This is a genomic window from Propionibacterium cyclohexanicum (assembly GCF_900111365.1).
Lineage (GTDB): Bacteria > Actinomycetota > Actinomycetes > Propionibacteriales > Propionibacteriaceae > Propionibacterium > Propionibacterium cyclohexanicum.
Genome location: NZ_FOGZ01000008.1, coordinates 79,197 through 92,945 on the forward strand (window position 1 = coordinate 79,197; position 13,749 = coordinate 92,945).

Annotated in this window: 14 protein-coding genes; 6 read left to right on the top strand and 8 right to left on the bottom strand. The window is 62.7% G+C overall.

Translation table 11 applies throughout. The features are described from left to right. Nucleotides 1-10 precede the first annotated feature (10 nt). Nucleotides 11-895 (top strand): glycosyltransferase family 2 protein, encoded by an 885-nt coding sequence (locus tag BMX93_RS05455; protein WP_091968812.1) that lies wholly within the window; start codon nt 11-13, stop codon nt 893-895. Between the two features lie 78 nt (nt 896-973). Continuing rightward, the gene (locus BMX93_RS05460; protein WP_091968814.1) at nt 974-1,174 is read left to right on the top strand and encodes a hypothetical protein; all 201 of its coding nucleotides are present in this window, start codon (nt 974-976) and stop codon (nt 1,172-1,174) included. A 945-nt stretch (nt 1,175-2,119) separates the two neighbouring features. On the opposite strand, the gene BMX93_RS12690 is transcribed toward BMX93_RS05460, so the two are convergent. The 3 genes from BMX93_RS12690 to BMX93_RS12695 all read right to left on the bottom strand — a co-directional run bounded on the left by BMX93_RS12690 (nt 2,120) and on the right by BMX93_RS12695 (nt 5,097). Beyond that, on the bottom strand, nt 2,120-3,391 hold the full coding sequence (locus BMX93_RS12690; RefSeq protein WP_143052820.1) for a hypothetical protein: 1,272 nt from the start codon (nt 3,389-3,391) through the stop codon (nt 2,120-2,122). Next, complete coding sequence (rfbA, locus tag BMX93_RS05480) at nt 3,388-4,260, bottom strand: glucose-1-phosphate thymidylyltransferase RfbA (protein ID WP_091968818.1); 873 nt, start codon at nt 4,258-4,260, stop codon at nt 3,388-3,390. The genes BMX93_RS12690 and rfbA overlap by 4 nt, the downstream gene beginning before the upstream one ends. Before the next feature lie 105 nt (nt 4,261-4,365). Then, nucleotides 4,366-5,097 carry a hypothetical protein gene (locus BMX93_RS12695; protein WP_143052821.1) on the bottom strand — a complete coding sequence of 244 codons (732 nt, stop codon included), beginning with the start codon at nt 5,095-5,097 and terminating at the stop codon, nt 4,366-4,368. A 202-nt stretch (nt 5,098-5,299) separates the two neighbouring features. Here BMX93_RS12695 and BMX93_RS05485 point away from each other — a divergent pair, with 202 nt between their 5' ends. After that, nucleotides 5,300-5,959, top strand: a complete 660-nt coding sequence (locus BMX93_RS05485) for an IMPACT family protein (RefSeq protein ID WP_091968820.1) — start codon at nt 5,300-5,302, stop codon at nt 5,957-5,959. Between the two features lie 12 nt (nt 5,960-5,971). Here BMX93_RS05485 and BMX93_RS05490 read toward each other — a convergent pair whose 3' ends face one another. Then, the gene (locus BMX93_RS05490) at nt 5,972-6,247 is read right to left on the bottom strand and encodes an acylphosphatase (RefSeq protein WP_091968887.1); all 276 of its coding nucleotides are present in this window, start codon (nt 6,245-6,247) and stop codon (nt 5,972-5,974) included. 239 nt (nt 6,248-6,486) lie between these two features. On the opposite strand from BMX93_RS05490, the gene BMX93_RS05495 reads away from it, so the two are divergent. After that, entirely contained in the window at nt 6,487-7,737 is a 1,251-nt protein-coding gene (locus tag BMX93_RS05495) for a L,D-transpeptidase (protein ID WP_091968822.1), read from the top strand. 97 nt (nt 7,738-7,834) lie between these two features. On the opposite strand, the gene BMX93_RS05500 is transcribed toward BMX93_RS05495, so the two are convergent. The 4 genes from BMX93_RS05500 to BMX93_RS05515 all read right to left on the bottom strand — a co-directional run bounded on the left by BMX93_RS05500 (nt 7,835) and on the right by BMX93_RS05515 (nt 11,047). Next, nucleotides 7,835-8,701, bottom strand: coding sequence for an endonuclease domain-containing protein (locus tag BMX93_RS05500; protein ID WP_091968823.1), 867 nt, complete (start codon nt 8,699-8,701; stop codon nt 7,835-7,837). Nucleotides 8,702-8,875: 174 nt separating this feature from the next. Next, nucleotides 8,876-9,763 (bottom strand): fructose bisphosphate aldolase, encoded by an 888-nt coding sequence (locus BMX93_RS05505; protein WP_091968835.1) that lies wholly within the window; start codon nt 9,761-9,763, stop codon nt 8,876-8,878. Between the two features lie 254 nt (nt 9,764-10,017). Continuing rightward, entirely contained in the window at nt 10,018-10,224 is a 207-nt protein-coding gene (locus BMX93_RS05510) for a cold-shock protein (protein WP_091968838.1), read from the bottom strand. 271 nt (nt 10,225-10,495) lie between these two features. After that, entirely contained in the window at nt 10,496-11,047 is a 552-nt protein-coding gene (locus tag BMX93_RS05515; RefSeq protein WP_091968840.1) for a YceI family protein, read from the bottom strand. Nucleotides 11,048-11,314: 267 nt separating this feature from the next. Between BMX93_RS05515 and BMX93_RS05520 the strand changes: the two genes are divergently transcribed. Further along, nucleotides 11,315-12,610 carry a citrate synthase gene (locus BMX93_RS05520; protein ID WP_091968842.1) on the top strand — a complete coding sequence of 432 codons (1,296 nt, stop codon included), beginning with the start codon at nt 11,315-11,317 and terminating at the stop codon, nt 12,608-12,610. Next, on the top strand, nt 12,607-13,674 hold the full coding sequence (gene mgrA / locus BMX93_RS05525; protein WP_091968844.1) for an L-glyceraldehyde 3-phosphate reductase: 1,068 nt from the start codon (nt 12,607-12,609) through the stop codon (nt 13,672-13,674). The genes BMX93_RS05520 and mgrA overlap by 4 nt, the downstream gene beginning before the upstream one ends. Nucleotides 13,675-13,749: the final 75 nt, after the last annotated feature.

The following is a 13,749-nucleotide window of genomic DNA, read 5'->3' on the forward strand; positions in this document are numbered from 1 at the left end:
GAAATGTTTCGTGACCCCACGAGTTTCAGTCGTCATTCCCGCGTACAACAATGCCAAGTATATTCGCGCGACCCTCCAATCGGTCCTCTCACAGGACTACGACGACTACGAGGTAGTAATCGCCGATCACTCCTCTGCCGATGGGACGGCTGCGGTCATCAAAGAATTCAGCCATGATCCCCGTTTGCGCATATTGTCTCCGACCCCAGCGGGCGGCGGCGCACAGCACAACTGGCAGAGGGTCACCGATGAAGCACGTGGCGAACTGCTCAAGCTCGTTTGCGGGGATGATCTGATCGACTCCAGCCTGCTCTCACGCCAGGTCCAGGCTTTCGACGAATCTCCAGAGCTCACGCTGTGCTCGGCGCGACGCCGGCTCATCGACGAGGACGGCAAAACCATCATTGCCTCTCGTGGCGTTCCTTCCCGCCTGTGGGGTCACCATCCGGGAACCGAGGCCGTCCGTGCCACGATCCGCGGCGGTACGAACATATTCGGAGAGCCCGGCTGTGTCATGATGCGCAGGGATGCCCTTGCCATGATCGGCGGCTGGGACAACACAAATCCCTATGTCATTGATGAACGAACGTGCTGCCGAGTATTGCTTGTCGATGCCGAGGCAGGCAGGGGCGGATTCTTCGGCAGCGGAGAAGCTCTCGCCGCCTTCCGTATCAGTTCCACCCAGTGGTCAGTCCGGTTGGCCAACTCGCAATCGGATCAAGTCGCGCAATTCCATGCCGACATGCTGCGGGAGTACCCTGATGCGGTCACCCCCTCAGATGTCCGTATCGGCAATCTGCGTGCCCGAGCGGTGGCCTATTGCCGCCGCGCCGTCTACCTGGGGCTGGGCTTCCGAGGTGTCGGAAGGCGGAACAAAGTGGTGTCCCATGACTGAGCGCAGGTGCCGGATCATAAGAAATCTGCTGACACGCGACATCTCGCTCTGTATTGCCCGCCCACGTTACTGAGATGTGTGTCCTGCGTCAAGTGGTTGGCCGGTCTTTTCGATTTCGAAGCCGGGGATGGTGGGGTCGCCGGTGCCGGCGTAGTCCTCGGCGAGCCAGTTCCAGGCGATCGCCTCGTGCGGGCGGGCGTGGTTGTCGTCGCGCCGTTGGGCGCCGATCTGGTCAACGAGCGGGAATCCATCGTCGATCTCCTCGCGCGTGGCCTATAGTCCCGACACGACGCGATCCGCCACGTCCCACCGGTCCTGGTCTCAAACTCGGAGAAGTCCAAGCCACCACACCTGGTTCGGGCCCGTCGGCTCCCTCACCACCGACGCCTCGCGGCGCTCGGCCAGGCGGCGACGTTCCCGCTGACAGTTTGCCTCCAGAATCAGGCCCTCATCGCGCAACAGCAGCAGCACGGCCGCCTGTAAGAACCGGTTCCCGTCGTGGCGGGCATCGCCCAGACCTTCCGATGACCCCACGCCCGATGCCCGGCCGCGCGCCGGACCACGACATCACGGCCCGCAACCCGGACCCGCCACCACGAGCCCTTCGGCGGTGATCCTGCTTCGCCTTGGCCTGCCAACACCACCAGGTCCGTTCGGGCACGTCAATCAGGCGACAGAACCGCGCGGTCGACATGCCCGCCTCCATGCGGATCAGCTCGAGGCCCTCGAAGCCCCCAAACTCCCCCTCGCGCTCATCCTCCACACCCACATCTCCACCGCAGCCTCACCCAGCGCCTTGGTCCGCTCGGCGACCTCGTCCTCAAACTGCCGCTCCCGGGACGAGAGCTTCGACCTACCGGCTTCGACGCCCGCCTCCCAGTCTCGAGGAACCAGTGTTTCAGCTCCCGATCGCCTGCCCGGACACCTTCTCGCGACAGGCTGCTTCCGCGATCGAGATCTCACCCTGCAGCACGGACAACACAATGGGGACCTTCCCCTCTACCGGGATCGTCAGGGGACGACTCCTAATTCAGACCTTCCGACAGGGACGCTGTCTCAGCAACGAACAACCCCCGCCACATAATCTGCCGCGCGACAGACGCAACAAGGTTGGCATCTTCCACGCCTCCTTCCTATTGGCATCGGTCCTGGCTCTCGACTGCGGTATTGCGCCCACGGTCGGGCGACGCCTCAGCAGACAGATCGGCTCCGCCCAACGAGTCGTCAGTTCCTGACCACGTGGCGGTTGCTCCGCGAGCCGACAACAAGCCAGCCGAGCATGACAAGGCTTCCCACCAGTGGGCCCACCAAGAGAGAGAGAACCACACGCAACGACAATTCGATGCCGGTGAGCAGGATAGCGATCGCGATCACGGAGGCAACGAGCCAGCCCAGCGCATAGACCCAGTGCGCATCGAGGGCCAGGACAAGGGTTCCGAGCAGCGTCAGGATGGCAATGAAGGCGGACGAGAACGTGAGGAAACCGAACACCCAGCTTTGGATGTGGTATCCGGAGTTGAAGAATGGCACGAACCACGGACCGACGAACCATGCAGCTGCGCCGCCGATCACACCCAACCCAAGGAGGGCGCCCACCGGCTTGGCAATCGCCTGAAGTGGCGCATCACGATGCCCCAGGAATACTTTGATCGCGACGCCCGTGAAGGCGGTGAGGGGAATGAGAATTGGTGCTCGGGTTAGCGAAACGGCCAGGATCAATCCCCCAAGCAACAGGGGGTCCGCGCCATGCCCGACGCCCTTCAATATGGCGCCATAGGCAGTGACGAGAACAGCGGTGCACGATGTCGAGAGCACCGCCAACAGGTTCTTGCGAACCATCATGCCCATCGGGGCATCGGCCCTGCTGCCAATCGCTCGTCGGGAGCGAGCGGAGAATGCCAGGAAGATGAACAGGATCGCCGTAGCGCTGCAGCACGCCAACACATAGCCACCAAGACGTGCTCCGGTAGCCAGAACGGCTCCCACGAGCATCATTCGGAGCACGACTTCGCTGCACAACAGCGACGCATAATGAGACCACCATCCGTGCCCTCCAAGGGAACCCACCAGCACTACATAGGCCGCATAAGCGAGTGTCGTCACAACCAACCCAGGAAGTGCCAACCCCGCTGAGAGTGGAACAATCCGATGCCCGATGACGGGGGAAAGAAGCAACACAAGAACGGCCACGATCGCGCCGACGACCATCGCCGGCGCGATAGCGCGGACACCGGGGGCGCTACCGCCATCCACCGCACCGACAGCACGTGTTGTTTCGTTCTGGACGCCCGAGACAACACCGAACATTCCGGTAAGTAGCGACCAGAACGCCAGGAATTCAGTCCCGGCGGCTGCTGGCAGCGTCCGGGTGCCAAGAAACATGATGACGAAATTGCTCAGCGCTGCCACACCCGCAGCAATGGCGACACCAGAAGCACTACCTCTCGACAGACTGCCACTCACCGGGCTTGGTACGTTCTGCCTGCCTGCCGTCATCGACCCTCGGAGGCTAACAAGCGCAACAGATACTCGCCATAACCCGACTTGCGAAGTGGCTCGGCCCGCTCAGCCAGTTCATTATCAGAGATGAATCCCATGCGCCATGCGACTTCCTCGGGACAACCAATATCAAGACCCTGGCGGGCCTGCACTGTTCTCACAAAGCTCGTGGCATCGGCAAGCGAGTCGAAGGTTCCGGTGTCAAGCCAAGCGGTGCCGCGAGGCAGCACTTCGACCTTCAGCTTCCCCGCCTCCAGATAGGTACGGTTCACGTCGGTAATCTCGTATTCACCACGCGCCGAGGGCTTCAGCTGCTTAGCGATTTCTACGACATCATTATTGTAGAAATACAAGCCCGGCACCGCATAGTGCGATTTCGGGTGGACCGGCTTCTCTTCGATCGACAGGGCTCTAGAATTCTCATCAAATTCCACAACCCCATAGGCGGTGGGATCCGCCACATGGTAGGCGAAAACTACGCCGCCATCAGGATCAACGTGCAACCTCAGCCGAGTACCCATACCAGGTCCGTAGAAGATGTTGTCGCCCAGCACCAAGGCAGCAGGCTGCTCGCCGATGAAGTCTGCCCCAAGTACGAAGGCCTGCGCCAAGCCGTTGGGCTTCTCCTGGACGGCGTACGAGAGGTTGACCCCCAACTGAGAGCCGTCCCCAAGCAGTCTGTGGAAACCTGCCGCGTCATGCGGTGTGGTGATGACCAGCACGTCGCGGATCCCGGCCAGCATGAGGGTGCTGAGCGGATAATAGATCATTGGCTTGTCGTAGACCGGTACCAGCTGCTTGGAGATACCGAGGGTGATGGGGTTCAGTCGGGTGCCGGAGCCGCCCGCAAGGATGATGCCACGCATGTGGCCAAGTCTCACATACTCCAGAGGGGACGTGTACGCAGGCACACGGCAGGGGGCGGGGTCTGGTTCACCTGATCAGACCCCGCGCTCAGTGGCCAATACCTACTACCAACAGTACTGAGGACGCATGAATCCGGTAGCCGCCCACTGACTGAAGCTGAGTACGCCCCAGAAACTCTGGCCTTCATAGTAGAGGCCCGAACCTGAGGAGTAGCAGACTCTATCACCTGGCAAGCTACTTCTGACCTGGGGCGTTGGGAAGCCCGCATTTCTCCAATCGTCATAGCTAATTCTACTGCCTACTCCTGCCCCGATCTGGTACATTTTCGCAATTCCACTGTCCCAACTGAGTTTCATATACCCTTGATCCGCCTCAACTTCAGGCTGCTGATACCCGGATGCAGCCCATTCTTCAAAGCTCAGCTTATGTACTTGGCCATTGAGTGATACGAAGAGTTCGTCGTTCGTGGCCCACCTGAAGTATATTGAGCCATCGATCCACCCGGCATTGTGAGGCGTTGGCGAGCCTGCCTGCCTCCATTGTTTGAAGTCCAAGAGCTGCCACGCCCAAGACTCTGGTCGAGTGGTATCGAAATAGGTCACCGCATAGATTTGATCAGACCAAGGATAGCGGACGAAGTCCGATCCAATCCAGGTTGGATTCGGGCGACCGTAATCAAGCCAATCCGCATAGGTCAGCTTGAAACTATCCGAGAATGCATCAGAGTAATAGTATATGTCACCTGAATAGGAGACCTTATAGAAACCTGATGGAGCAGCGCTTGCGGGAGCCGCTGAACCAATGACCCCCAAAGCGGTCAGGAGAGTGATGAACAAGACACTAAGTGTGCGGCGACGTCGCCTGATACCCATTTTTCCTTCTCTACGTGGTGCGGTCAACACGAGAAGCCTTATCTACACCGACACAGTATCTGATTGCAGACTGGTTGGGACCAGATTCGTCTCATGATGCGGGGAAAGAACGATCCGTCCGCCGACAGAAGCCTAGCAAATACCAACCACGTGACACGATTGAAGGATGAGCGTCGATCACTACGTCACTGTGGCTTCGCCACTGCGTCACGAGGTCGAGATCAGCCGCTCCCGATTCATCGCCTGCCTGAGCCGGGTCAGCGACGAGAACGAGGCGCGCGAACAGATCACAACGCTTCGCCACGAGTTCCACGATGCCCGGCACCTTCCCAGCGCGTTCGTCCTCGGGCCGAGCCGGGGCGAGCAGCGCACCAGCGACGATGGTGAGCCAGCGGGCACCTCAGGCGTCCCGATCCTCCACGCGCTGAACAATCACATCTGCCCGACCGGCCGCGCCGAGCTCAGCGATGTGCTGGCGGTGGTGGTCCGTTATTTCGGGGGCATCAAACTCGGCGCCGGTGGGCTGGCCCGGGCCTACGGCAGAACAGTGTCCGAGGCCCTCCACCGCGCCCCGCTCGTCGAACACATCCGACGCGCCGTCATCGAAGCCCACCTTCCGACCACGACGGCAGGCCGAGACGAGTCCGCGCTGCGGGCCGGTGGCCTCGACGTGCTCTCGACCCAGTGGCATGGTGCCGAGTGCGTGCTCGACATCGCTTGCGGACCAGGAAGCGTCGACGCCTCGATTGCTCGGATCGCTGCGCTCACCGCTGGGCGGGCCCGCTCGGTTCCCGCCGCGTACCGCTGGGTAGAACAGGCCCTATGAGCCTCCTCGAACTCACTCCACCGAGAATGAGCGCATGCCTTCGGCTGGCACCAGGTCCACGTCCACTGCAGTGACCGAGGCATAGCCAGGCCCCTCATGCACCCACTCCAGCATCTGGTCGAGCGCTGGCCTGTCGCCCTCGAAGTGCGCCTCGACGCACCCATCCGCCCGATTGCGGACCCAGCCACTGATGCCCAGCTCGCGCGCACGCATGGAACACTCCCAGCGGAATCCCACCCCCTGCACGCGACCGTGCACTGTCACCTTCAATGCCGTGTGCGTTGCCATGCCATTCATTGTGCGCGTCATCGTGTACAGTTCCGTGAACCTGCAATGGACAGGGGCAGACATCAGACCAGTTCGCTGTCTGCCGACCCCCGGCGGGCGGTGAGCCAATGGCTTGGCCGAGAGCAGATTCCATAGCCTCCCGAGCCAGCTGAGTTAGAATCTCCCTCAATGTGACTCTTGGAGTGGTCACCTGGCACGCCCAGCCGAGCGTTGCTCTTCCCAGCCCTTGGAGTTGTTTCATGGCTCTTCCCCACGACAAGCTTCCCCGCCTGAGCCGCCGCACCATGCTCTCCGGTCTGGCTGTGGGCATGGGTGCAGTGGGACTGGCCGCCTGTGCCCCCGCCTCCGAGTCCGGCGGCGACGCGAAGGGATCGAACGGTACTCCGGTCTCCCGGTCCGAGCACACGCCCGCTCCTACGCCGATCGCCGCCCCGGTCCTTGCTGTGTCGGGTGCCCATGGAGCAGAGATCTACCCAGATGACCCGTTGACGATCGCCGTGACCAATGGCACCGTCCAGAGCATCACCGTGACCGATGCCAACGGCAAGGAGTACAAGGGCTCGCTTTCCGGCCAGACCTGGAAGGGCGAGCGAAACTTCTGGCCTGCCAAGCCATACACCGTCACCGCCGAGGTCCTCGACAACTCGAAGACCGTGAGGACGCTGTCCCAGCAGTTCACCACGAAGGCCACCGACACGATCGTCTACCTTCCGACCTATGCCACGCCAAACCTTGGCATCGGCATGCCCGTATACATCCAGTTCCGTGACGCGATCAGCGACAAGGCCCAACGGGCCGAGATCGAGAGGCACGCCACCGTCACCACCCATCCCGAGCAGGCCGGGTCCTGGGGGTGGGTCGCCAACAAGATCCTCATGTGGCGTCCCCAGAACTACTGGGAACCCGGAAGCACTGCCACCGTCGACCTCCAGTTCGGCGGACTCAAGGTGGGCGACGGCGTCTACCTGGCCGACGACAGCAACTACTCGATCAACTTCGGCGAAGCCCACCTCCTGAAGGTCGATCTGACCACTCAGCACATGCTTGTCTTCAAGGGCGGCGCCCAGGTGCGCGACTGTGCGGTGAGCACGGGTAAGGCCGGTCACGAGACCTTCACCGGCACCAAGGTCATCATGGAGAAGTTGGCGACCATGGTGATGGATTCGTCCACCTACGGGGTACCTGCCACCGCCGCCGAGGGCTACAAACTCGATGTCGCCAACTGCCAGCGCGTCACCTGGAGCGGTGAGTTCCTGCACGGCGCGCCCTGGTCGGTCCCCCAGCAGGGAAACACCCCGACCAGCCACGGTTGCACCAATCTCAGCCCCGACGACGCCGCATGGCTGTTCGGCTTCAGCTTGGTGGGAGACCCGGTCGAGTTCAGCGGGAACTTCCCCGGCACCAATTCCACTCCGTTCCAGCCCGACGATGGCATCGGCTGCTGGGTCTACGACTGGGCGTCCTGGCAGCAGCAGAGCGCCCAGGTCTGAGGCCCTCGGGCAGGCAGGTCTGCCGACGCCCAAACGTGCCATTTCTGACCGAAGTCCGGGCCCATACCCCAGCACGCGCTCTGGAGGCGATCCTCGGTCACTTCTGACACGCTCGGCCGAGCCGTCGTGCCCGCAGAACCCGCTTCAAGAGCTGCACTGTCTCTTCTGGCGACTCGACACACTGGCGCCACGTCACATGCATGATGATCCATCCACGCGCCTGAAGCCTCTGATCGCGGATCCGGTCTGCCTCGAAAGCAGCCCTGTCACTGTGGAACCGGTAACCATCGATCTCGAGTCCGACCTTCAGCTCCTTCCAGGCCACATCGATGTAGTAACCGTCCACTCGGACATTGGTGCGCCATCCGATGATGTGATGCGACCGCAACAGGTGGTGACAGGCCCGTTCCCCCTCGCTCCACGGTTCATCGCGGGAGTCCCTCAGCAACAACTCGCGCACAGGCGCACCGCGCCGTCCACCCATGTGACGATGCGCCTCCCACAGGTCGTCGAGCTTCACACCGGCACGGAGCGCCTCATCGAGCGGCTCACCACCCATCGTCGAGCACAGCTCGACCGCTGCCCAGGACGGATGCGCAAATCTCAATCCCCCACGGTCCACGACCCACTCGCTCGGCACCACCCGCCGAAGCCAGCTGAAACCGCGTGTCTCGACCGTTCGAGTGCGCCGCGAGACCTCCACGTCACCCACCTGGCACCCGGGCCAGAAGCTGAGCGCGGCTGCCGCGCGCCCAGTCACGGTCGCATCCGGGTGCCGGACACACGCCGCGAGGGCCCTGCGGCGCCAGTCGCCGCTCGCTCCGGCCTCGACATAGACACCGGGCATGATCGTTTCCAGCTCACCCGCAGCCGCCGCCCGGGTGATGGCCGACCGCAGCGCGGGCCACGAGCGCCGAACCACCACGCCATGCTCGGCCAGAATCTGCTGGAGCTGAGGGTTCATGGCCGGACTGTGTGCGAATCAGCGCCAATTCGGTCATTGTCCACAGCCCCACTCGTGCCAAAAGTGACGCAACTTCGCCCTTACGCCCCGAAGCCGAGCGAATCGCCCAACTTGAGTCAGAAAAAGCTCGCGCTGGACGCCGCACCCGTGGTCGGGCCCCTCGATCGCCTCCAGTCAGCTGGCCGAGGCTGCGGCGATCTGCTCGATGGAGCTGCCCAGCTGCGCATCGAACTCTTCCTCGCTCTGGTCGACGGTCAGCCCCTCGGTGAGCGCCCTCGAGAAGCTGGCGATCAGCCCATGGTTGTGGGCCAGCCGCTCACAGGCCTCGTCGCGGCTGAACCCGCCGGACAGCGCCACCACCCTCAGCACCCGCGGATCCTTGATGAGGTCGGCATACAGGTCGTCGCGCACCGGGATGCTCAGCTTGAGCATCACCTGCTGTCCGTCGCCGAGTGAGTCGAGATGGGCCTTGATCTCCTCATGGAGCTGCTGCTCGGACGCCTCTCGATCCTTGGCAGTGATATCCGCCTCGGGCTCGAGGATCGGGACGAGACCCTTCGCCAGGATCCGGTGACCGATCTCGAACTGCTGATCGACGATTGCGCCGATGCCGTCCTCGTCGTGTTCCAGGATGACCGAGCGCATCTTCGTGCCGAAGATGCCGTTGGACACAGCCCGATCGAGGAGGCGATCCAGGTCAGGTATCGGCTTCATAACCCGAACACCCTGTGCGGCCGGTGCCAGACCCTTGTCGACCTTGAGGATCGGGACGATCCCCTTGCGCTCCCACAGGAACTGGGCGGTGGGGATTCCCTCGACAGCCCCCTCCATGGTGCGCTCGAAGAGAATCGCCGCGAGAATGTGCTGGCTCGTGAACCTGGGAGACGTCATGATCCGGGTGCGCATCTGGTGCACCAGGTCGAACATCTCGTCGTCGGTGTGCCAGGCCGTCTGCTCAATTCCGTAGCGCTCCAGCGCCCCCGGTGTCGAACCACCGGACTGGTCGAGCGCGGCAATGAAGCCCTGCCCACGCGACATCCGCTCGTGCTGCTCTTCGTTCATGACCGACCTCTCTTGTCATGCATCGTTGGGTGAGATGCGCTCCCTCTCGCCCAAGACAGCCGTCGTCAATGACGCCTGTGCCTTGCAGTCTAGAGTCTCGATCCGCTGCCCGGACGCGCCGGCACAAGGTCTTTTCCCACCCGGCTGGCCCCTGCTCAAGGTCATCGCTGCGCGAAAGGCATGCCCGCGGCGATGCTGCCCCGCAAATGGTGAAGGCCCGGCCGAAGCCGGGCCTTCACCTCAAAGATCTGGGGTCAGTGCAGGACGGTGATGTTGGTGGCCTGCAGACCCTTCGGGCCCTGCTGGGTCTCGAAGGACACGCGGTCGCCTTCGTTCAGCGAACGGAAACCAGTGGAATTGATTGCCGAGTAGTGAGCGAAGACATCAGCCGACCCGTCTTCGGGGGCGATGAAGCCGAAACCCTTGTCGCCGTTGAACCACTTGACGGTACCTGTAGCCATGATGAACTCCTTATGTCAGGAAACGGAGCAACCGCGGATGCGGAGCTCGGTGATGTAGCTCGAACAAACGCTTCCCGTAAGGACTACCAACCTGGAAACCAGGGGCCTACCACACAAGTAAACGAAAAACTCAAACAACAACGCCTCAAGACTAGCAGCCTCGCGGCCCGGACCACGAATCCGAGCGCGACGGGCTGCCAGCCCACAGCGGAGCGGCAGCTCGGGACCACTCACGAACAGCGGGACCGAGCTGCCCGGCGCCCCACTGGACTCAGGCCTGCTTGATGGCGGAGATCTCGAACTCGAGCTTCACCTTGTCGCTGACCAGCACGCCACCGGCCTCCAGAGCCGCATTCCAGGTGAGGCCCCAGTCCTTGCGGTTCACGTCGACCTGGCCCGAGAAACCGATGCGCTGGTTGCCGAAGGGGTCGGTCGCCGCGCCTGTGAACTCGAAGGGAATGGTGAGCGGCTTGGTGACATCCTTGATCGTGAAGTCGCCGGTGATCTCGACGGTGTCGTCGCCGGTGATCTTCACCTCACGGGAGACGAACTTGAGGGTGGGGAACTTCTCGACGTCGAAGAAGTCGGGGCTCTTGAGGTGACCGTCGCGATCGGCGCTGCGGGTGTTGACGCTGGCCGCCTGGATCTCGACCTCGACATGGCTTGCGGAGGGCTGGGAACCATCGACGTGGGCAGTGGCGGAGAACTCATCGAAGCTGCCACGGACCTTGGTGATCATGGCATGGCGGGTGACGAACTCAAGCGTGCTGTGCGCGGGGTCGATGGTGTAGTCACCCTTGAGGCTGGTCAGTTCGTTGTTCATCGTGGCTCCTGTGGAAGTGTTGACTGCTGACTGGCTCACCGCTGTCGGCTCGCTAGTTGATTGTTCAATGACGCACTTCTCAGCGTCACCTCACCGTGGATTATTCCCACAGGGACACACATTTTCCGCGGTGGTTTCGCGACGGTTCGTCCACAGTTCCCGCGCCGTTCACTGCAGCGCCACACTCCGCCTGCCGGCCTCATGACGGCCCTGGCAACGGCGGCCCTGCCGCGGCCGGGACGGCGGGTTGCCAGCTAGTGTTGTTGCATGGTGCACACAGTGCGGTTGACCAATGACGGTGTCGACGTGGAGCTGCCAGTCGTGGAGGCAACGGTCGGGGCAAACGGCTACGACGTGTCGACCCTGCTCAGTTCGAGTGGCAATGTGACCTTCGATCCGGGTTTCGCGAACACGGCCGCCTGCACCTCGTCCATCACCTACATCGACGGCGACAAGGGGATCCTGCGCTACCGCGGCTATCCCATCGAGCAGCTGGCCGAACAGTCCACCTTCCTCGAGACCGCCTACCTTGTCATCTACGGGGAACTGCCCACTGCTGCACAGCTGGCCGATTTCGAGGACCGGATCCGCCGCAAGACGATGATCGACGAGGCAATGCGCAATCTCTTCCACTCCTTCCCCCGCCGCTCGCATCCGATGCCCGTACTCGCCGCCGGAATCATCGCGCTGAGCACGTTCTCGGGAGATTCGCTGGGCGACTCGCCCGCAGCCATCGAGAAGGCCACCGACCGGCTCATCGCGAAGGTGCCCACGCTGGCTGCCTTCGGCTACAAGAACTCGCGCGGAGAACCGACCCTCTACCCCGACAACTCGTTGAGCTATATCCAGAACTTCGAGCGGATGAGCTTCGGCTATCCCACCGAGCCCTACCATTTCGAGCCGCAGATCACCCGGGCCCTTGAGGTGCTTCTCATCCTGCACGCCGACCACGAGCAGAACTGCTCCACCTCGACGGTGCGCCTGGTCGGCAGTTCGGGGGCCAATATCTACGCCTCGGTGGCGGCCGGCGTGAACGCGCTGTCGGGACCGCTGCACGGCGGCGCCAACCAGGCGGTGCTGGAAATGCTCGAGCAGATCAAGGCCTCGGGAATCAGCGTCAAGGAGTACATCCAGCAGGTCAAGGATCGCAAGGCCGGCATCAAGCTCATGGGCTTCGGCCACCGCATCTACAAGAACTACGACCCGCGCGCCAGCATCATCAAGAAGCACGCGGACGAGGTACTCAAGCTGAAGGAGGGTCGCCGCGATCTTCTCGAGATCGCCCAGGAGCTGGAGCAGACCGCACTGGCCGACGACTACTTCACCGAGCGAAAGCTCTATCCGAATGTCGATTTCTACTCCGGCCTCATCTACGAGGCGATGGGCTTTCCCAAGGAGATGTTCACTGTGCTGTTCGCCATCGGGAGGCTGCCCGGATGGATCGCCCAATGGCGCGAGATGCGCTCCAATCCCAAGAACAAGATCGGGCGTCCTCGCCAGATCTACGTGGGCAATCCGGAGCGTGCCTTCGTGCCGATCGACGAACGCCGTGATGCGCGATGAGCCAGCTCAGCAGCGACCACGCGCCGTGGACGCCTCATCCAGCGCGCTACGACGGCACGATGGCCTATCGGCGGATCGGTCGTTGGGGACTCAGGCTGCCGGTCATCTCCTTGGGCCTGTGGCAGAACTTCGGCGACTCGCAGCCCTTCGAGGTGCAGCGCGCCATCGTGCGAGCGGCCTTCGACGCCGGGGTGACGCACTTCGATCTCGCCAACAACTACGGGCCGCCCTATGGCCAAGCCGAGATCAACTTCGGGACGCTGCTGCGCACCGATCTGGCACCATGGCGCGACGAGCTGGTGATCAGTACGAAGGCCGGCTACGACATGTGGCCGGGCCCCTACGGCCAGGGCGGCTCGCGCAAGTACCTGCTCAGCTCCCTCGACCGCTCATTGCAGCGGATGGGGATCGACCACGTCGATATCTTCTATTCGCACCGCTTCGACCCGGACACCCCGCTGGACGAAACGATGTCGGCCCTCGACCAGGCGGTGCGCTGCGGCAAGGCGATCTACGCCGGAATCTCCAACTACACCGCCGAACAGACCCGCAAGGCGGCCTCGATCAGCCGAGAGCTGGGCACGCCACTGGTCATCCACCAGCCCCGCTACTCGATGTTCAACCGCTGGGTCGAGAAGGATCCGGACAGCTCCGAGCCCGGTCTGCTCGACGTGCTCGTCGAACAGGGCATGGGTGCCATTGCCTTTTCTCCATTGCACCAGGGCCTGCTCACGGCTCGCTATCTTCACGGGGTTCCCAAGGGTTCCCGGGCGTCTCGCGGCGGGTCCTTCGCCAGCTCCTGGCTCGACGATGGCACACTGACGCGGCTGCGGGCCCTTAACGAGCTGGCAGCCGCCCGCAACCAGACACTGGCCCAGCTGGCCCTGGCCTGGATCCTGCGCCAACCGGCGCTGACCTCGGTGGTCATCGGCGCATCGAGCGTGGCACAGCTCACCTCGAATCTCGCCGCGGTGCGCAATCTCGACTTCAGCTTTGAGGAGCTTGCCCACATCGATGCACTCATCGCCCCTGCTGGACATGACCTGTGGCAGCGCACCACCTGAGCTCATTGCCCTCCTGAGAGCCAGCAGGCGATGGACCGCACAGCGGACTCCCAGCTTGCCCGGTGGTTTTGTCGG

Bases quoted from the DNA above. Each gene is read 5' to 3' on its own strand.
- BMX93_RS05500 (WP_091968823.1), bottom strand. From the start codon at position 8,701: ATGAACCCTCAGCTCCAGCAGATTCTGGCCGAGCATGGCGTGGTGGTT.
- BMX93_RS05495 (WP_091968822.1), top strand. From the start codon at position 6,487: ATGGCTCTTCCCCACGACAAGCTTCCCCGCCTGAGCCGCCGCACCATG.
- BMX93_RS05520 (WP_091968842.1), top strand. From the start codon at position 11,315: ATGGTGCACACAGTGCGGTTGACCAATGACGGTGTCGACGTGGAGCTG.
- BMX93_RS05485 (WP_091968820.1), top strand. From the start codon at position 5,300: ATGAGCGTCGATCACTACGTCACTGTGGCTTCGCCACTGCGTCACGAG.
- rfbA (WP_091968818.1), bottom strand. From the start codon at position 4,260: ATGCGTGGCATCATCCTTGCGGGCGGCTCCGGCACCCGACTGAACCCC.
- BMX93_RS12690 (WP_143052820.1), bottom strand. From the start codon at position 3,391: ATGACGGCAGGCAGGCAGAACGTACCAAGCCCGGTGAGTGGCAGTCTG.
- BMX93_RS05505 (WP_091968835.1), bottom strand. From the start codon at position 9,763: ATGAACGAAGAGCAGCACGAGCGGATGTCGCGTGGGCAGGGCTTCATT.
- BMX93_RS05510 (WP_091968838.1), bottom strand. From the start codon at position 10,224: ATGGCTACAGGTACCGTCAAGTGGTTCAACGGCGACAAGGGTTTCGGC.
- BMX93_RS05490 (WP_091968887.1), bottom strand. From the start codon at position 6,247: ATGGCAACGCACACGGCATTGAAGGTGACAGTGCACGGTCGCGTGCAG.
- mgrA (WP_091968844.1), top strand. From the start codon at position 12,607: ATGAGCCAGCTCAGCAGCGACCACGCGCCGTGGACGCCTCATCCAGCG.
- BMX93_RS05515 (WP_091968840.1), bottom strand. From the start codon at position 11,047: ATGAACAACGAACTGACCAGCCTCAAGGGTGACTACACCATCGACCCC.